The 18,107-nt window shown below is 71.1% G+C and carries 15 protein-coding genes and 1 riboswitch; of the genes, 4 read left to right on the top strand and 11 right to left on the bottom strand.

The genetic code is table 11. The features are described 5' to 3' along the window. Nucleotides 1–113: 113 nt before the first annotated feature. Together BK819_RS00340 and BK819_RS00335 are read right to left on the bottom strand one after the other, a co-directional pair. Nucleotides 114–1,286, bottom strand: a complete 1,173-nt coding sequence (locus tag BK819_RS00340; RefSeq protein ID WP_071327429.1) for an N-acetylglucosamine-6-phosphate deacetylase — start codon at nt 1,284–1,286, stop codon at nt 114–116. Then, a complete protein-coding gene (locus tag BK819_RS00335; RefSeq protein ID WP_083391596.1) occupies nt 1,283–2,794 on the bottom strand; it encodes a family 20 glycosylhydrolase in 1,512 nt (503 codons plus the stop codon). The genes BK819_RS00340 and BK819_RS00335 overlap by 4 nt, the downstream gene beginning before the upstream one ends. Before the next feature lie 117 nt (nt 2,795–2,911). Further along, nucleotides 2,912–2,996: riboswitch (ZMP/ZTP riboswitch) on the top strand. Between the two features lie 38 nt (nt 2,997–3,034). Between BK819_RS00335 and glyA the strand changes: the two genes are divergently transcribed. Then, nucleotides 3,035–4,309 (top strand): serine hydroxymethyltransferase, encoded by a 1,275-nt coding sequence (glyA, locus tag BK819_RS00330; protein WP_071327428.1) that lies wholly within the window; start codon nt 3,035–3,037, stop codon nt 4,307–4,309. Beyond that, nucleotides 4,306–5,184, top strand: coding sequence for a bifunctional methylenetetrahydrofolate dehydrogenase/methenyltetrahydrofolate cyclohydrolase (locus BK819_RS00325; protein WP_071327427.1), 879 nt, complete (start codon nt 4,306–4,308; stop codon nt 5,182–5,184). Before glyA ends, BK819_RS00325 begins: the two co-directional genes overlap by 4 nt. A 21-nt stretch (nt 5,185–5,205) precedes the next feature. On the opposite strand, the gene BK819_RS00320 is transcribed toward BK819_RS00325, so the two are convergent. The 8 genes from BK819_RS00320 to BK819_RS00285 form a co-directional block, all read right to left on the bottom strand. Further along, on the bottom strand, nt 5,206–5,976 hold the full coding sequence (locus BK819_RS00320; protein ID WP_256209330.1) for a DUF6882 domain-containing protein: 771 nt from the start codon (nt 5,974–5,976) through the stop codon (nt 5,206–5,208). A gap of 22 nt (nt 5,977–5,998) precedes the next feature. Beyond that, nucleotides 5,999–7,243 carry an MFS transporter gene (locus BK819_RS00315; RefSeq protein ID WP_071327426.1) on the bottom strand — a complete coding sequence of 415 codons (1,245 nt, stop codon included), beginning with the start codon at nt 7,241–7,243 and terminating at the stop codon, nt 5,999–6,001. An 81-nt stretch (nt 7,244–7,324) separates the two neighbouring features. Beyond that, nucleotides 7,325–8,128 carry an HpcH/HpaI aldolase/citrate lyase family protein gene (locus tag BK819_RS00310; RefSeq protein ID WP_071327425.1) on the bottom strand — a complete coding sequence of 268 codons (804 nt, stop codon included), beginning with the start codon at nt 8,126–8,128 and terminating at the stop codon, nt 7,325–7,327. Then, complete coding sequence (locus tag BK819_RS00305) at nt 8,113–8,898, bottom strand: fumarylacetoacetate hydrolase family protein (protein ID WP_071327424.1); 786 nt, start codon at nt 8,896–8,898, stop codon at nt 8,113–8,115. The genes BK819_RS00310 and BK819_RS00305 overlap by 16 nt, the downstream gene beginning before the upstream one ends. A 9-nt stretch (nt 8,899–8,907) precedes the next feature. Then, nucleotides 8,908–10,074: a 3,4-dihydroxyphenylacetate 2,3-dioxygenase gene (gene hpaD / locus BK819_RS00300; RefSeq protein ID WP_071327423.1), complete on the bottom strand. Its 1,167-nt coding sequence runs from the start codon at nt 10,072–10,074 to the stop codon at nt 8,908–8,910. A gap of 29 nt (nt 10,075–10,103) precedes the next feature. Continuing rightward, complete coding sequence (hpaE, locus tag BK819_RS00295; RefSeq protein ID WP_071327422.1) at nt 10,104–11,603, bottom strand: 5-carboxymethyl-2-hydroxymuconate semialdehyde dehydrogenase; 1,500 nt, start codon at nt 11,601–11,603, stop codon at nt 10,104–10,106. Further along, nucleotides 11,600–12,286: a GntR family transcriptional regulator gene (locus BK819_RS00290; RefSeq protein ID WP_071327421.1), complete on the bottom strand. Its 687-nt coding sequence runs from the start codon at nt 12,284–12,286 to the stop codon at nt 11,600–11,602. The genes hpaE and BK819_RS00290 overlap by 4 nt, the downstream gene beginning before the upstream one ends. After that, the gene (locus BK819_RS00285; protein ID WP_071327420.1) at nt 12,283–13,755 is read right to left on the bottom strand and encodes a fumarylacetoacetate hydrolase family protein; all 1,473 of its coding nucleotides are present in this window, start codon (nt 13,753–13,755) and stop codon (nt 12,283–12,285) included. Before BK819_RS00285 ends, BK819_RS00290 begins: the two co-directional genes overlap by 4 nt. A gap of 143 nt (nt 13,756–13,898) precedes the next feature. On the opposite strand from BK819_RS00285, the gene BK819_RS00280 reads away from it, so the two are divergent. Next, nucleotides 13,899–15,278: an MFS transporter gene (locus BK819_RS00280; protein ID WP_071327419.1), complete on the top strand. Its 1,380-nt coding sequence runs from the start codon at nt 13,899–13,901 to the stop codon at nt 15,276–15,278. Nucleotides 15,279–15,336: 58 nt separating this feature from the next. On the opposite strand, the gene BK819_RS00275 is transcribed toward BK819_RS00280, so the two are convergent. After that, a complete protein-coding gene (locus tag BK819_RS00275) occupies nt 15,337–16,044 on the bottom strand; it encodes an IclR family transcriptional regulator (RefSeq protein ID WP_071327418.1) in 708 nt (235 codons plus the stop codon). A gap of 129 nt (nt 16,045–16,173) precedes the next feature. Between BK819_RS00275 and BK819_RS00270 the strand changes: the two genes are divergently transcribed. Then, entirely contained in the window at nt 16,174–18,036 is a 1,863-nt protein-coding gene (locus tag BK819_RS00270; protein ID WP_071327417.1) for an FAD-dependent monooxygenase, read from the top strand. Nucleotides 18,037–18,107: the final 71 nt, after the last annotated feature.

The raw sequence follows: 18,107 nt of genomic DNA, 5'->3' as shown, positions 1-18,107 counted from the left end.
CACCACTCCCACACCTGCGAGACGCACGTCACCGATCTGGGGAGTCCGGTGACGCCGTCTCGTCCGATCGACCGGAGACCGCAGCGCTGCGCGTCGCGCGGAGCGCTGTCGTCCTAGGCGGGCAGCGCCGGTCCTGTCCAGACCCGCGCGACGCGCAGCTCCGCGTCCAGGAGCACGGCATCGCCGAGCAGGCCGGACCGCAGCGCGCCGAGGTGCGCCTCGCGTCCGATCGCGCGGGCCGGGGTCTCCGTGAGCGCCCGCACGGCCTCCGCAAGGGGGACGCCCGCCGCCACCGCTCGCTGCAGCGCGACGTCCTGGGTCAGGGTGGAACCGGCGATCGAGCCGGTGTCGTCCGCGCGGGCCACGCCGTTCTCGACGGTGACCTTCACCGCACCGAGGTCGTACGTGCCGTCGGCGCTCCCGGCCGCGGCCATGGCGTCGGTGATGAGCGCCACGCGGTGCGGCGCCGCGTCGAACACGAGCTTGACGACGTGCGGGTCGAGGTGCACGTCGTCGGCGATGGCCTCCAGGATCACCCGATGGTCGGCGGCTGCAGCCAGCACCGGTCCGGGTGCGCGGTGGTGGATCCCCGGCATCGCGTTGAACGCGTGGGTCAGCAGCGAGGCGCCGGCCTCGAAGGCGGCGACGGCCATGGCGGCGTCGGCGTCGGTGTGCCCCACCGCTGCCGCAGCGCCCGACGCGACGATCTGACGGACAGCGTCGATCCCGCCCGGGAGTTCCGGGGCGATGGTGACCTGACGGACGGTGCCTTCTCCGGCCTCCAGGAGACGGGCGACATCGGCCGGGAGGGGGTGCCGCAGCAGCGAGGGCTCATGCGCGCCGTGGTGCCCCGGGTCGAGGAACGGCCCCTCCAGGTGCGAGCCGAGCACGTCCGCATCGGTTCTGGTCAGGGCGGCGATCAGGGCGACGCTGCGGGTGAGGTCGTCCATCGTGCCGGTGACGAGCGAGATCACGGCCCTGGTGGTGCCGTGCTCGCGGTGCAGATCCCGTCCGGTACGAATGGCGTCCACGCCGTCGTCGTACGCCGCGCCCGCTCCGCCGTGACCGTGGATGTCGACGAAGCCCGGCGTGAGCAGCGCGCCCGGGCCCGCCACGGCCGCGCCGTCCACGACCTCCGTCGCCGGCTCCCAATCCGTCCCCGTGCCGCGCGCGACGACGACACCGTCCTCGATGCGCACCCAGCCGTCCTCGACGATCTCCCCGCGGTCGACGAGGCGGACGGAGTGGATGACCAGGGAACCGGTCGCGGAGGAGAGGGTCTTCAACGGGCGCTCCAGGGGATCTCGGGGACGGGGTGGAAATCGACCCCCTCAGCCTTCCACAGCGGCGCGAGGGTGCCGACCCGGGCGCGGAAGGACTCCCACGTGCGGCCCACGCCTTCGCGCGGCGACCACGCGATCTCGGCCTGCGCGGCGGCTCGGGGGAACACGAGCTGCTCCACCTCGTCGAGCGTGCGGGTGGTCTCGGACCACAAGGGCGCCTCGATGCCGAGGATCGCCTCGTCCGGCACGGCGAGCACGGCGGTCGGCTCCCACTCGTACGCGCGACGGACGTCGATGATCGCGGCCCAGGTGAGGCCGAGCGGGAACTCGGCGGTGTACTTCATGTCGAGATAGGTCGCGTCCGCCGCCGACATGATCAGGGCTCCGCCGCGCTCGACGAAGTGCACGGCCTCCTCGGCGTGCGTGCCCGTCGGCGTCGTCATGCCCCAGTACTGGCCGATCGTGCCGCGGGCGATGCCGGCCGCCGACCCCATCTCGTGCCACGCGACCGGGGTCTTGCCCTCCTCGACGACGATCGCCGTCGCGCGCTCCGCGAAGAGGTCGAAGTCGGCCTGCGGTGTGCCGAGGGACTCGTCGCCGCCGATGTGGATGTAGGGCCCCGGGGTCATCTCGGCGAGCTCGCGGACCACGTCGCGGACGAACCGATACGTCTCCTCCTCGTGGATGCGCACACTGGAGTGCCCGACGCCCCAGCCCAGGTAGGGCTCACCGGCCACGGGGAGCGGCTGGCCGAGCTGCTCGGACTGGGCGATCAGCGCGTCGTTCAGGACCGGGGCCTCGACCAGCTCCGGGTAGGCCACGCCGATCGCGTGGGTGTGGCCGGGAAGGTCGATCTCGGGGATCACGATCATGTGGCGCGCGGCCGCGTACGCCACGATCTCGCGATAGTCGTCCTTGGTGTAGAAGCCGCCGGGGGCGCCGTCGGCCGCGGTGGCGGCGGCCCGCTCGGTGAGCAGCGGCCAGGAGTCGATGTGCACGCGCCAGCCCTGGTCGTCGGTGAGGTGCAGGTGCAGGTGGTTGAACTTCAGTGCGCTGGTGCTGTCGATGAACCGCTTCACGTCGTCGACGCCGAAGAAGTGCCGCGCCACGTCGAGCATCACGCCCCGGCGGGCGAAGCGCGGGGCGTCCGCGATGTCGGCGCGGAGCAGCGCCCAGCCGGCGTCGTCCTCCCGGAGCAGCTGCAGCAGCGTCTGGACCCCGTAGAAGAGCCCCGCCTCGTCGGCGCCGATGAGGATGGCGCGGTCGCCGACCTCGAGCGTGTAGCCCTCCGGCGCGGACGAGGCCGCGTCGACGAACAGCTCGATCTCGGCGGGGCCGGAGTCCACCGCGGTGAGGCGGAGACCGGTGCGGCGTTCGACGGCGTCGATCAGCTGTCCGGCGGCGGGGGAGGAGCCGAGCACGCGCGTCGTCGCGGCGAGCGGCAGACGTCCCTCCCTGGCCTTCGCGGACACCGGAGCGGGGACGAGGGGCAGATCAAGAGGTAGGACCATGAACAAAACCTAGCCGTCGAAACGCCGCAAGGGAACAGGGGGATCGAAACGATTCTGCAGACGGCGGGTATGACGCTCGAAACGACCGCGTGCGCGGCGTCGCGCATCGGCTATGCTCGTAGACGTCGCGACTGGCGTCTGGGTGGACAACCACCGGGGAGCGACTGACCACGGAATTCGACCGCGCGCCTGGGCCGATAGGAACACCCTTTTCGAATCCGTCGTCAAAAGGAGCACGTCATGACCGACCGTTACTTCAACGCCCCGCTGTCCGAGGTCGACCCGGAGATCGCCGAGGTCCTCGATCGCGAGCTGAAGCGTCAGCAGACCTTCCTCGAGATGATCGCCTCGGAGAACTTCGTCCCCATCTCGGTCCTGCAGTCGCAGGGCTCGGTGCTCACCAACAAGTACGCCGAGGGCTACCCCGGCCGCCGCTACTACGGCGGCTGCGAGGAGGTCGACGTCGCGGAGGAGCTCGCCATCTCCCGCGCCAAGAGCCTGTTCGGCGCCGAGTTCGCGAACGTCCAGCCGCACTCCGGTGCGTCCGCGAACGCCGCGGTCCTGCACGCGATCGCCCGCCCCGGCGACACCCTGCTCGGCCTCTCGCTCGACCAGGGCGGCCACCTCACGCACGGCATGAAGATTAACTTCTCCGGCCGCCTGTACGACATCGTGGCCTACGGGGTCGACGCCGAGACCTCGACGATCGACATGGACGAGGTCCGCCGCCTCGCCATCGAGCACAAGCCCACCGTCATCATCGCCGGGTGGTCCGCCTACCCCCGGACGATGGACTTCGCCGCGTTCCGTGCCATCGCCGACGAGGTGGGCGCGATCCTCTGGGTCGACATGGCGCACTTCGCCGGCCTCGTCGCCGCCGGCCTGCACCCCAACCCGGTGCCGCACGCGCACGTCGTGTCCTCGACCGTGCACAAGACCATCGGCGGCCCGCGCTCGGGCTTCATCCTCACCAACGACGCCGACCTCGCCAAGAAGATCAACACCGCGGTCTTCCCCGGTCAGCAGGGCGGTCCGCTCATGCACGTGATCGCGGCGAAGGCGACCGCCTTCAAGCTCGCCGGCACGCCGGAGTTCAAGGAGCGCCAGGAGCGCGTGCTGCGCGGGGCGAAGCTCATCGCCGAGCGCCTGTCGCAGCAGGACGTGAAGGACGCGGGCATCGCCGTGCGCTCGGGCGGCACGGACGTGCACCTCGTGCTCGTCGACCTCCGCGACGCCGAGATCGACGGCAAGCAGGCGGAGGACCTCCTCCACGACATCCACATCACCGTGAACCGCAACGCCGTGCCGAACGACCCGCGTCCGCCGATGGTGACCTCGGGCCTGCGCATCGGCACGCCCGCGCTCGCGACCCGCGGCTTCGGCGACGCCGAGTTCACGGAGGTGGCCGACATCATCGCCCTCGCGCTGCTCCCCGGTGCCGACATCGAGGCGCTCCGCGCCCGCGTGGACGCGCTCGCCGCGGCCTTCCCGCTCTACCCGGACCTGCAGCAGTGACCGCGGTCGTCCTCGACGGCAAGGCGGCGGCGGCCGAGATCCGCGCCGAGCTGACGGAGCGGGTCGCTGCGCTGAAGGAGAAGGGCGTCACCCCCGGCATCGCCACGGTGCTGGTGGGAGCCGACCCCGCCTCGCAGCTCTACGTGGGCATGAAGCACCGGCAGTCCGAGGCGATCGGGATGAACTCGATCCAGCGCGAGCTGCCGGCTGACGCCACCCAGGCCGACGTCGAGGCGCTGATCGACGAGCTCAACGCCGATCCCGCCTGCCACGGGTACATCGTGCAGCTGCCGCTGCCGAAGCACCTCGACACCGACGCGATCCTGGAGCGGATCGATCCGGCGAAGGACGCGGACGGGCTGCACCCGACCAACCTCGGGCGCCTCGTCCTCAACGTCAACGCGCCGATCCACACGCCGCTGCCGTGCACCCCGCGCGGGGTCATCGAGCTGCTGCTGCGAGGCGGCTACGACCTCAAAGGCAAGCACGTCGTGGTCGTCGGTCGCGGTGTCACGATCGGGCGTTCGATCGGGCTGCTGCTGACCCGTCGCGACCTCAACGCCACGGTCACGCTGACGCACACCGGCACGGTCGACATGCCGCGTTACCTCCGCGAGGCCGACGTGATCGTGGCGGCGGCCGGCGTGAAGCACCTCATCCGCGCCGAGGACGTCAAGCCCGGAGCCGCGGTGCTGGACGTGGGGGTCACCCGCGAGACCGATCCGGAGACCGGGAAGAACCTCGTCTTCGGCGACGTCGCTCCCGAGGTCGCCGAGGTCGCCGGGTACCTGTCGCCGAATCCGGGAGGGGTGGGGCCGATGACCGTCGCCCTGCTCATGACCAACGTCGTCGAGGCGGCCGAGCGGACGGTCTGACCTCCGCGCCGCGTCGCAGATTCACACGAACGCCGCAGGGATCCTCGTGATCCCTGCGGCGTTCGTGCGTTTCCGCGGACTCAGCCCTGGCCGTGCAGTGAGCTCTCCACGCCGCTGATCCGGGCCTGCTCGTCGAAGCGGATCGTCGCGGTGCCCGAGGCGTCCGTCACCGTGGCGCCGGAGAAGGACTCGTCCGTCCAGGTGAGGGTCCAGCCGGCGAGACGCGCGAGGTCCCAGACCGCCGTGCGGGCGTCGGGGAGGGGCGTCTGCGCGAGGGTGCGGGGCAGGGCCACCACCGTGTCGGCGACCGTGAGCGGGGCGAGCGGGGCGTCGAGCAGGAACACCGCGCGGGTGCCGCCGTCGACGGGAGCCGAGTAGTCCGGTGAGCTCCACCGCCACGCCGCCGATCGTGTGCGCCGCGCGGGCGATCCAGTCCGCGTCGCCCGCGGCATCGGCCGGGAACGGGACCTCGGGGGCGGTGAGCTCGGCGATCCCGTGCTGCTCGCCGTACGCGCGGAGCTGCGCTGCGACACCCTGAGGGTCGCCCTGGGGGTGCGCCCAGGCCCACAGCAGCGAGCGCGGGCCGGGGGCGATCGTGGCGATGAGGTGCGCGCGGGTCACGAGCTGCCGGGTCGGGTCGTCGTTCGCGGTGAAGGTCAGCGTCCCCGCCGCGAGGTCGGCGTCCCACCGGTGCTCGCCGAGGGCGTCGGCGGCCGCGGAGAGGGCGTCCTGGCGGAGCGCGGTGAAGAGGGCGGCACGGTCGGCGAGGGGCTGCAGCGGGGGGAAGGTCATGCCCACAGTCTCGCCGGGATTGCTATGAATCCGCCACTCCCGCGCGCTCCGGGACGGCCGCCGCGGGCCGCCCCATCCGCCACACCGCGGGGACGAGCAGCGTCACCAGGGCGATCGCCGCGTAGAGGACCGCGGAGGTGGTGAGCACGGCGGCCGGCTCCGCGTGCGTCACGAGCCAGCCGTACACGAGCGTGCCGATGGGCATCACGACGAAGCTGCCGAGCATGTCGTAGCTCGCGACCCGCGAGAGCTTCTCCCCGGGGATGTTCTCCATCATCGCGAGGTTCCAGCCGGTCGCGAAGACCTCGGCCCCGGCTCCGGCGATGAACGCCGCCATTGCCAGCAGGACCACGGCCGGATGCACGCCGAGGAGGGTGAGCGGCAGCGCGAACGCCGCCATCCCGATCATCCCGTAGCGCAGGGGCCGGCGGAGCGGGAACCACATCAGCAGCAGGGTCATCACCAGGACCCCCGCGCCCTCCGCGCTCACGACCCACCCCCAGCCGGAGATGCCGAGGCGATCGTCGTTCTTCGCGATGTACGGACCGACGACGCCCCAGGCACCCACGTGGATCGCGTTCATGATCATGAAGGCCAGCACGATGGTCCACAGCCAGGAGCGGCTCCAGAACTCGTGCCACCCGACCCGGAGGTCGTGGAACATCGTGGTGCCGCCGGAGGCCGCGGGCGGCGGGAGCTTCACGAGCGCGAGGACCGGGATCGCGAGCAGCCACCCCGCCGCCTGCACGACCATGGCCCACGCGGGTCCCGCGGTGGCCACCAGGACCCCGGCGATGACCGGGCCGCCGATCGTGACGGCCGAGCGGACGAACGACAGCATCGCGTTCGCCTGCTGGAGGTGCGCGGGGGTGGTCAGCTGCGGGATGATGCCCTGCATCGCGGGGAGCACGAACGCGGACGAGGCGCCGTTGATCGCGGAGAGCACGGCGAGGAGCGGGACCGTGGCCGTGCCGGTGAACAGCAGAGCGGCCATCGCCCCGACCGACACGATGTCCACGACGTAGCAGGACTGGATGATGAGGGCGCGGGGGAGGCGGTCGGCGACGACCCCTCCGAACAGGACGAACACGATGTTGCTGATCGTGAAGGCCGCGAGCACGATCGAGAGCGACCGGGCGTCGTTGTCGATCTCGAGCACCGCGAACGCCAGGGCGATGGCCGACATCGAGCCGGTGACGAGCGTCAGGGCACGCGCGAGGAAGAACCACCGGAAGTTGCGGTCCTGCGTCGCCGCCAGTCTGTGCACCGGCTCATCCTTCCCGCCCGCTTCGAATCACGCAAATGGCCCCATTCCGGCCGCGGATGGAGCCAGGTGCGCGACTCGAAGTCAGTAGCTGGGGCGGCCGGAGGCGTCGGAGCGGGGGAGGAAGCGGGCGGCGAGGGCCTCGGAGGCCCGGGCGAGGAGCGCGACGTCGGCGCCGACGGCCACGAAGTCCGCACCCGCCGCGAGGTACGCGTCGGCGGCGGACGGGTCGAAGGCGTTCACACCCACCGGCTTCCCGGCGGCGTGGACCGCGGCGAACACCGACTCCACGGCGGCGACGACGTCCGGATGTGTCTGCTGTCCGAGCAGGCCCATCGACGCGGACAGGTCGGAGGGGCCGACGAAGACCGCGTCCACCCCGTCGACCGCGGCGATGTCGGCGGCGGCCTCGACCCCCGCGGCCGTCTCGATCTGCACCGTCAGCGACACGTGCTGCGCGGACTCCTGCAGGTAGCGGTCGACGCGGTTCCAGCGGGCGCTGCGGGCGAGGGCGCTGCCGACCCCGCGGACGCCCTCGGGGGGATAGCGGGTCGCGGCCACGGCGGCCCTGGCCTCGTCGGCGGACGACACCATCGGCACGATGAGGTTCTGCGCACCGAGGTCGAGCACCTGCTTGATCGCGACCGCATCGTTGAAGGGCACCCGGACGAGAGGCGTGATCGGATAGGCCGCGACCGCCTGGAGCTGGGTCAGCACGGACTCGAGCGTGTTCGCCGAGTGCTCCATGTCGATGAGCAGCCAGTCCAGACCGGAACCCGCCGCGACCTCGGCCAGCAGCGGGCTGCCGGAGCACACCCACATTCCCACGAACGGGTGGTCGGAGTCCGCCAACTGCGCGCGGAAGGACGGATCTAGACGAAGCGGCATGTGATGGTCCCCATCGGTCCGAAGTCGCACAGCACCTCGTCGCCGCGCGACACCCACATCGGGCGTGTGAACGATCCTGCCAGGATGATCTCGCCCGCCTCCAGACGCGCGCCGTGCTGATGGAACTTGTTCGCGAGCCACGCGACCCCGGTGGCGGGGTGGCCGAGCACCCCGGCCGCGACGCCGGTCTCCTCGATCTCCCCGTTGCGCGACAGCACGCCGGGCACCCACCGCAGGTCGATCTCGTCCGGGCGCTTGCGCACCGTCCCCAGCACCATCGCCCCGTACGCGGCGTTGTCGCTGATGGTGTCGACGATCGTGCGGCCCTCGAGCTCGATGTGCGAGTTCAGCACCTCGAGGGCCGGCACGGCGTAGTCGATCGCGGCGAGGGCATCCTCCAGCGTGCAGTCGGGGCCCTCCAGCGGCTCCTTGAGCACGAACGCGAGCTCGACCTCGATGCGGACGTTGGAGAAGTGGTCCGTGGGGATCTCCGCGCCGGATTCGTACACGGTGTCGTCGAACATGACGCCGTAGTCGGGCTCGGTGATCCCCGTCGCCTGCTGCATGGCCTTCGAGGTCAGGCCGATCTTGCGGCCGACCAGCCGACGGCCAGCCGCGACCTGCGAATCCCGCCACACGCCCTGGATGGCGTAGGAGTCCTCCACGGTCGCCTCGGGGTACCGGGCGGTGATGCGCGGGATGACCCCGTGCGTGCGGTCGGCCTCCGCGAGCTCCGCGGCGATCTGCGCGATCGTCTCCTCAGACAGCATGAGCGTCTCCTAGAGCTGGTGGCCGAGCTTGTACTCGCCCTGCTTGTACTCGGGCATCGAGGTCTCGCCCTCGTCCGCGCGGGTGTAGGAGAAGCCGTCGGCGCCGATCGTCACGGCCATCTCGCTGGAGTCCGTGCGGGCGACGACGGGCTGCGGGTTGCCGTCGAGGTCGAGCACGAGCGAGGCGTCGGTGTACCAGGAGGGCACCACCGGGGTGCCCCACCAGTCGCGGCGCTGGTTGTCGTGCACGTCCCAGGTGACGACCGGGTTGTCCGGGTCGCCGGTGTAGTAGTCCTGCGTGTAGATCTCGACGCGGTGGCCGTCGGGGTCGCGCAGGTAGAGGTAGAACGCGTTGGAGACGCCGTGCCGGCCGGGGCCGCGCTCGATGGCGTCGGAGCGGCGCAGCGCCCCGAGCTTGTCGCAGATCGCGAGGATGTTGTGCTTCTCGTGCGTCGCGAAGGCGACGTGGTGCATGCGCGGACCGTCGCCGCCCGTCGCCGCGGTGTCGTGCACGGTGGGCTTGCGGCGCATCCACGCGGCGTACACGGTGCCCTCGTCGTCCTGGATGTCCTCGGTCACGCGGAAGCCGAGGTCCTGGTAGTGGCGCACCGCGCGCGGCACGTCGGGGGTGACCTGGTTGAAGTGATCGAGGCGCACGAGCTCGCCGGGGGTGTGCAGGTCGTACCGCCAGGACAGGCGCTCCACGTGCTCGGTGGCGTAGAAGAACTCGTACGGGAAGCCGAGCGGGTCGACGACGCGCACGGAGTCGCCGATGCCCTTCACGAAGCCGTGCTCCTGACGACGGACGTCGCAGCCGAGCTCCGTGTAGAACTCCACGGCGCGGTCGAGGTCCTCCGCGGCGCGCACCCGGTACGAGAACGCGGCGACGGCGGCGATCGGCCCTTGACGCAGGACGAGGTTGTGGTGGATGAACTCCTCGGTCGAGCGCAGGTAGATCGCCTCGTCGTCCTCCTCGGTCACGTACAGGCCCAGGATGTCGACGTAGAACTGCCGCGAGGCGGCCAGGTCGGTCACGACGAGCTCCATGTACGCGCACCGCAGGATGTCCGGCGGCGTGCTCTTCGGCGTCGCGACGGGGTTGTCGCTCTGGATCGGGGCCTCCTGGCTCACGTAGTAGCCGGAGGAGGTGAGGGTCTTGGCGGTCTTGTCGGTCATGTCAGCGTCCTTGCTTGTGTCCGGGGGCGTCAGTTCTTGCCGAACGTCGGGTTGTGCGGGGTCGAGGCGAGAGTGATGTGCACGCTCTGCTGGTCGGTGTAGAAGTCGATGGAGCGGTAGCCGCCCTCGTGGCCAAGGCCCGACGCCTTCACGCCGCCGAACGGCGTGCGGAGGTCGCGGACGTTGTTGCTGTTCAGCCACACCATGCCGGCCTCGACGGACTGCGCGAACGTGTGGGCGCGCTTGAGGTCGTTCGTCCAGATGTAGGCCGCGAGGCCGTACTTCGTGTTGTTCGCGAGCGCCAGCGCCTCCTCGTCGGAGTCGAACGGGGTGATCGCGACGACCGGGCCGAAGATCTCCTCCTGGAAGATGCGGGCGTCGGGGGCGACGTCGGCGAACACCGTCGGGGCGACGAAGTTCCCCTCCTCGAAGCCCTCGGGACGACCGCCACCGGCGACCAGGCGGCCCTCGGTCTTGCCGATCTCGACGTAGGACATCACCTTGTCGTAGTGCTCGGGGTGCACGAGAGCGCCGACCTCGGTCTCGGGGTCGTGCGGGTAGCCGACCTTGACGCGCTTCGCCTGCGCGGCATAGCGCTCCACGAACTCCTCGTAGATCGAGCGCTCCACGAGGATGCGGGACCCGGCGGTGCAGCGCTCGCCGTTGAGGGAGAAGACGCCGAAGATGGTGGCGTCGACGGCGGCCTCCAGGTCGGCGTCCGCGAAGACCACGGCGGGGGACTTGCCGCCGAGCTCCATCGACAGGCCCTTGAGGAACGGCGCGGCGTTGCCGAAGATGATCTGCCCCGTGCGGCTCTCGCCGGTGAAGGAGATGAGCGGCACGTCGGGGTGCTTCACCAGCGCGTCGCCGGCGTCTTCGCCGAGGCCGTTGACGAGGTTGAAGACGCCCTGCGGCAGGCCTGCCTCCTCGAAGATGCCCGCCCACAGCGAGGCGGACAGGGGCGTGAACTCGGCCGGCTTGAGGACGACCGTGTTGCCGGTGGCGAGCGCGGGGCCGAGCTTCCAGGACTCGAGCATGAACGGCGTGTTCCACGGGGTGATGAGCCCGGCGACGCCGATCGGCTTGCGGTTGACGTAGTTCATCTGCTTGCCCGGCACCTTGAAGGCGTCGTCGGCCTGGGCCACGATCAGGTCGGCGAAGAAGCGGAAGTTCTCGGCGGCGCGGCGGGCCTGACCGAGGGCCTGCGTGATCGGCAGCCCGGAGTCGTACGACTCCAGCTCCGCGAGCCGGGCGTCGCGCGACTCCACGATGTCGGCGATCCGGTGCAGCACGCGCGAGCGCTCGCGGGGGAGCATGCGCGGCCAGGGGCCCTCGTCGAAGGCGCGCTTGGCGGCGGCGACGGCCCGCTCGATGTCGGCCTTCTTGCCGGCGGCGGCCGTCGTGTAGGTCTGGTTCGTCACCGGGTCGAGCACGTCGAACGTGTCGCCGTCGATCGAGTCGACGAAGGCGCCGTCGATGTAGTGCTGGATGTGGTCGGGCAGGTCGGCGGGGATGCGGGAGTCGGTCATGATGCTTCTCCTTCGGCGGGGACGGAACGGGTGTGCAGGGCGTCGAGGAACGCGTCCCTCGTGCGCCACCGGTGGTTGCGGGCGGCGAGCTCGATCTCCAGCGGCTCGGCGCCGTCGCGGATCAGCTCGAGGATCTGGGTGTGCTCGTCGACCGAGTGGTGGGCGCGGCCGGGCACGTAGGCGAAGGTCGAGTCGCGGATGCCGGACAGCCGGGCCCAGCCGCGGTGCACGAGGTCGAGCAGGTGCGGGTTCGGGCACGGCTCGAACAGCACGGAGTGGAACTGCCGGTTGAGCTCGGTGAACGTGTGCGGGTCGAAGTGGTCGAGCAGGCGGCGCATGCGCTCGTTGACCTCCGCGGCCTGCGCGAGCGCGTCCGCGTCGAGCAGGGGAGCGGACAGCGCGGTGGCCGCCCCTTCGACCAGTCCGAGCGTTTGCATGGTGTGGGCGTACTCGCCCTCGTCCACGAGGGTCACGCGGGCGCCGACGTTGCGCTCGAAGGTCACGAGACCCTCGGCCTCCAGGCGCCGGATCGCCTCGCGCACCGGGACCACGCTCATCCCCAGCTCCTCGGCGATCGGACCGAGGACCAGGCGGTAGCCGGGGCCGTAGGTGTGCGCCGAGATGCGCGCGCGGATCCAGGCGTACGCCTGCTCCGACTTGCTGGTGCTCTCGACCGTGCTCACTTCCGCTCCGCTCCGGTGCCGGTCGCCTGCTCGTAGCGGGCGCGCCACTCGGCGTTCATCGGGAAGAGGCCGTCGACCGGGTGCCCGGCGGCGACCTGCTCGGCGATCCAGGCGTCCTCGATCTCCTGGGCCACGGCGTCGGCGGCGACCTCGGCGGCGAGAGCCGGCGGGATCACGATCACGCCGTCGCTGTCGCCGACGATGATGTCGCCGGGCTGCACGGTGGCGCCGCCGCACGAGATCGTCACATCGACGTCCCACGGCACGTGCTTGCGGCCGAGCACCGAGGGGTGCGCGCCCTGCGAGAAGACCGGAAGCCCGATCTCGGCGACGGCCTGGAAGTCGCGGACGCCGCCGTCGGTGACCACGCCCGCCGCGCCGCGGGTCTGCGCGCGCAGGGCGAGGATGTCGCCGAGCGTGCCGGTGGTCGCGTCGCCGCGGGCCTCGATGACGATGACCTCGCCTTCCGCGACCGCGTCGAACGCGCGCTTCTGGGCGTTGTACCCGCCGCCGTGGCTGCGGAAGAGGTCTTCGCGGAACGGCACGAAGCGCAGGGTCTTGGCGGTGCCGACGATCTTCGTGCCCGGGAGGTTGGCGGAGACGCCGTCGATGAAGCAGGAGTGGTGTCCGCGCTTGCGCAGCTGTGCCGAAAGGCCGGCGGTGGGGGCTTCGAGAAGCTGGGCGCGGAGCTCAGGGGTGAGTGTGGGCGCGGTGTCCTCGGCAGGCAGGCCGGCGAGCTCGCGGGAGCCCCAGGCCTCGGTGCGCTGGAGGTCGTCCACCGCGGGAAGCGAGCCGAGGTCGCCATCGAAGGGGACATCCCCCTGCGTGACCGTCGTGATCAGGCGGCCGGAGGTGGGGGCCCCGGGGGCGTCCGGGGCGTCGACCTCGATCTCGACCACGTCCCCGGGGACGATGACCGACGAGCCCGCGGGGGTGCCGGTCAGGATCACGTCGCCGGTCTCCAGCGTGAAGTGCTGGGAGAGGTCGGCGACGAGCTGGGCCAGCGGGAAGATGAGCCCGGCGGTGGTGTCGTCCTGGCGGAGCTCGCCGTTCACCCAGGCGCGCACGCGGAGGGCCGCCGGATCGACCGTGCGGGCGTCGATCAGCTCCGGGCCGAGCGGGGTGTACCCGTCGCCGCCCTTGGAGCGGACGTTGGAGCCCTTGTCGTTGGCGCGCAGATCGTAGAGGCCGAGGTCGTTCGAGGCGGTCACCCACTGCACGTGGTCCCAGGCGTCGGCGAGGGCGACCCGGCGGGCCGGGGCGCCGATGATCAGCGCGATCTCCCCTTCGAACGCGAGCAGCTCGGTGCCGGCGGGACGCTCGACGGTGCCGCCGGAAACCCCGACCGAACTGGCCGGCTTGAAGAAATAGGAGGGGTGGGCGGGGCGTCGACCGCGCTGGTCGGCCCGCGAGGCGTAGCTCAGGTGGATCGCGATGATCTTCCCCGGGCGGGCGATGGTGTCCGTCACGGATGCGCCTCCTCGCGCTCGTCAGGACGCGTTGTGCGTCGTATCCGAAATCATATATCATCGTCTCACCCCTCGGCAAGCAGATCGGATTCACGTCCGGGCGCGCCGTGACAACGCGGTCACAAGCACAAAGGAGACACCCCATGAGCGGGCAGTCACAGGGTGGGTTCACGCCCACCGGAACCATCGCGACGGCGGCCGACCGGCGTCGTGTCGTCTTCGCCACCGTCGTCGGGACCACCGTCGAGTGGTACGACTTCTTCATCTACGCCACGGCGGTCGGGCTGGTCTTCGGACAGCTCTTCTTCGCGCCGCTCGGCGCCAACAGCGCTCTCGTCGGCTTCGCCACGGTCGGTGTGAGCTTCCTCTTCCGTCCCCTCGGCGCGTTCCTCGCGGGCCACTACGGCGACAAGCTCGGCCGCAAGGTCGTGCTGATGTGGACGCTGATCCTGATGGGCGCCGCCACCGCGCTGATCGGTGTGCTGCCGACCTACGAGACCATCGGCGTGATGGCCCCGGTGCTGCTCGTGCTCCTGCGCATCGTGCAGGGCATCTCGGCCGGCGGCGAGTGGGGCGGCGCGGTGCTGATGGCCGTCGAGCACGCCCCGCGGAAGAAGCGCGGCATCTTCGGCGCCTCCCCGCAGATCGGCGTGCCGCTCGGGCTGCTGCTCGCTTCGGGCGTCATGGCGCTGATGACCGCGATCGCTCCGGGAGACCAGTTCCTCGCGTGGGGCTGGCGCGTGCCGTTCCTGCTGAGTGTCGTGCTGATCCTCGTCGGCTACTACGTGCGGCGTCGCGTGGAGGAGAGCCCGGTCTTCGCCGAGCTCGCCGAGCGCAAGGAGAAGGCGAAGATGCCGATCGTGCAGCTGTTCCGCAAGCACGCGCTGCTCGTGATCATCGCGGCGCTGGTCTTCGCCGGGAACAACGCCGTCGGCTACATGACCACCGGCGGCTACATCCAGGGTTACGCGACCGACCCCGAGGGGCCGATCGGCCTCGAGCGTGGACCCGTGCTGTGGGCCGTCACCGGCTCGGCGGTCACGTGGCTGCTCACGACCCTGCTCGCCGGATGGGTGTCGGACCGCCTCGGCCGCCGCACGACCTACCTGATCGGCTGGGTGCTGCAGCTGGTCGGCGTGTTCACGCTGTTCCCGCTCGTCAACACCGGCGAGATCGGCCTGCTGTTCGCGGGGCTCGCGATCCTCACCATCGGTCTCGGCTTCACGTACGGCCCGCAGGCCGCGCTGTACACCGAGCTGTTCCCGGCCAGCATCCGCTTCTCCGGCGTCTCGATCTCCTACGCGATCGGCGCGATCGCCGGTGGGGCGTTCGCGCCGCTCATCGCCACGGCGATCGTGAAGGCCACCGGGTCGACCGACGCGGTCACCTGGTACCTCGCCGGCATGACCGCGCTGGGGCTCATCGCGACGCTCCTGCTGCGCGATCGCTCCGGCATCCCGCTCGGCCCGGATCACGAGGAGGAGCAGTCGGTCAGTCCGATCCGCGGGCTCGCGAAGGTCTGACCTCCCTGCCACGAGAGCGCACGTCCCCTGAGGGGCGTGCGCTCTCGTGCGTCCCCGCTCAGCCGTCGAGGGCCTCGCGGATGAGGTCGGCGGAACGCCGGAGCCGCGCGGCGATCTCCTCGTCGTCCAGGTCGGCTGCGACGTGCACGACCGCGATCGCGGCGGGACGCTGGCCGCGCAGACGCAGCGGGACGGCGACGGACTGCACCGTGGGGATGACCTCGTCGTGGCTCGTGGCATAACCGCGTGCGGCGGCGGTGTCGACGTCGGCGCGCAGGGCGGGGGCGATGTCGACGGGCACCTCCGTAGCGTCGAGTTGCGCGAGGATCGCCTTCCCGGGGGCGCCGACCGTGACGGAGTGCCGTGCACCGGGGCGCTGGGCGACGCTGGCGACGGCGTGTCGCGGCTCGACGCTGGCGAGCGTGATGCACTCGGCCCCGTCGAGGACGGCGAGGAAGCAGGTCATGCCGAGCTCGTTCGCGATGGCGGTGAGCTCCGGCAGGGCCTCGGCCTGGAGGTCGTGGGCGACGCCGGCGGCGAGAGCGGCCATGCGGGCGCCGAGGCTCACGGCGCCGCTCGCGTCGCGGATCACGAGACCGTGATCCTCGAGGGTGCGGAGGAGGCGGTAGGCGATGGAGCGATGCACCTCGAGGCGTCCGGCGATGTCGTCGATGGTCAGCGCGCCGCGGGCGTCGGCGAGCACCTCGAGGATGCGGATGCCGCGGCTCAGCGTCTGCGAGGCGGGGGCGGCGGGGCGCTCGGACATGGCTCTCCTTGCGATGCGCGAGGCACCGGTCTAGGCTGTGTTCAATAGTAGAACACTGTGTTCGAATATAGAACACTGCGTTCCTGGACGCAACACCCGACGAAGACGTCCGGAAGGAAATCGACGACGATGCAGTTCCACCACCACGGCTATGTGTCCGGAGACCCGCGCGTGCAGGACGCCGCCGGCACCGGGATCGACCGCCCCGCTTCCCTGCCCGACGAGGTCGACGTCCTCATCGTCGGCTCCGGCCCCGCGGGCATGCTGCTCGCGGCGCAGATGTCGCAGTACCCCGACATCACGACCCGCATCATCGAGAAGCGCGAGGGTCGCCTCGTCCTCGGGCAGGCCGACGGCATCCAGCCGCGCAGCGTGGAGACCTTCCAGGCCTTCGGCTTCGCCGAGCGCATCATCGCCGAGGCCTACAACATCGGCTGGATGAACTTCTGGGGCCCCGACCCCGAGCACCCCGATCGGATCGTGCGGACCACCCGCACCGCCGACTACGCCTACGACATCTGCGAGTTCCCGCACCTCATCGTCAACCAGGCCCGCGTGCTCGACTACTTTGCCGAGGCGGCGGCAGACGGCCCCGGACGGATCGTGCCGGACTACGGCGTCGAGTTCCTCGGGCTCACCGTGCGCGAGGAGGGCGAGTACCCGGTCGAGGTGCGCGTCCGCCATGTCGGGGAAGCGGACGAGCGCGTGGTCCGGGCGAAGTACGTGGTGGGCTGCGACGGCGCCCGCAGCGGGGTGCGGCAGGCGATCGGCCGCACGCACGTGGGCGCGAGCGCCGCGCACGCCTGGGGCGTCATGGACGTGCTCGTCAACACCGACTTCCCGGACTGGCGCACCAAGTGCGCGATCAACTCGAAGGCCGGCAACATCCTGCACATCCCGCGGGAGGGCGGCTACCTCAGCCGCATGTACATCGACCTCGGCGAGGTCGCGGCGGACGACGATCACCGCGTGCGGCAGACGCCCATCGAGGAGATCATCCGCCGCGCCAACGCGATCCTCCACCCCTACACGCTCGACGTGAAGCAGGTCGCCTGGCACAGCGTCTACGAGGTCGGCCACCGCGTGACCGACGGCTTCGACGACGTGGACCCCGGCGCCGACCGCAGTCCGCGCGTCTTCCTCACCGGCGACGCCTGCCACACCCACAGCGCGAAGGCCGGCCAGGGCATGAACGTGTCGATGCAGGACGGGTTCAACCTCGGCTGGAAGCTCGGTTCCGTGCTGAGCGGCCGTGCGCCCGAGGCGCTGCTCGCCACGTACGGCGCCGAGCGTCGTCCCGTCGCGCAGCAGCTCATCGACTTCGACCGCGAGTGGTCCAGCCTCATGGCGCGCAAGCCCGAGGAGATCTCCGACCCGAACGAGCTGGCCACGTACTACCTCGCGACGGCCGAGTTCCCGTCCGGGTTCATGACCCAGTACACGTCCTCCATGATCACCGGCACGGACGCGCACCAGGCGCTCGCGGTCGGGTATCCGTTGGGCAAGCGCTTCAAGTCGGCGGAAGTCGTGCGGGTCGGGGACGGCAACGTCGTCCACCTCGGACACCACGCGAAGGCCGACGGCCGCTGGCGGGTCTACGCGTTCGGCGACCGCACCGGCGAGGCACTCGCCGCGTGGGCGGAGGAGGCGGCGCCCGTGTTCGCACGGTTCACCCCGGCGGACGCCGACGCCGACGCCGTGTTCGACGTGAAGGCCGTGTACCAGCAGCCCTTCGAGGAGGTCGAGGTCACGACGACGCCCGAGCTCTTCCAGCCGAAGACCGGCCCGCTCGGACTCACCGACTGGGAGAAGGTCTACGCGGCCGGCCCGAGCAAGTGGTGCGGCACGGACATCTTCGAGGCGCGGGAGCTGTCCCGTGACGGCGTCGTGATCGTCGTGCGTCCGGACCAGTACGTCGCCGCGATCCTCCCGCTGGACGGGGTGGACGAGCTGGCGGGCTTCCTGGACGGGGCGCTGCTGCCCGCGCGCTGAGGTCTCCGGGTGCTGAGGTCTCCGGGCGTCCGACGCCTCTGGCGGGTGTCGGAGGCCGCGCGTACTGTGAG

The organism is Microbacterium sp. LCT-H2 (assembly GCF_001866135.1).
GTDB lineage: Bacteria > Actinomycetota > Actinomycetes > Actinomycetales > Microbacteriaceae > Microbacterium.
Note: the sequence above shows the minus strand (reverse complement) of the source record. Positions and strands in the feature narration are given on the sequence as shown.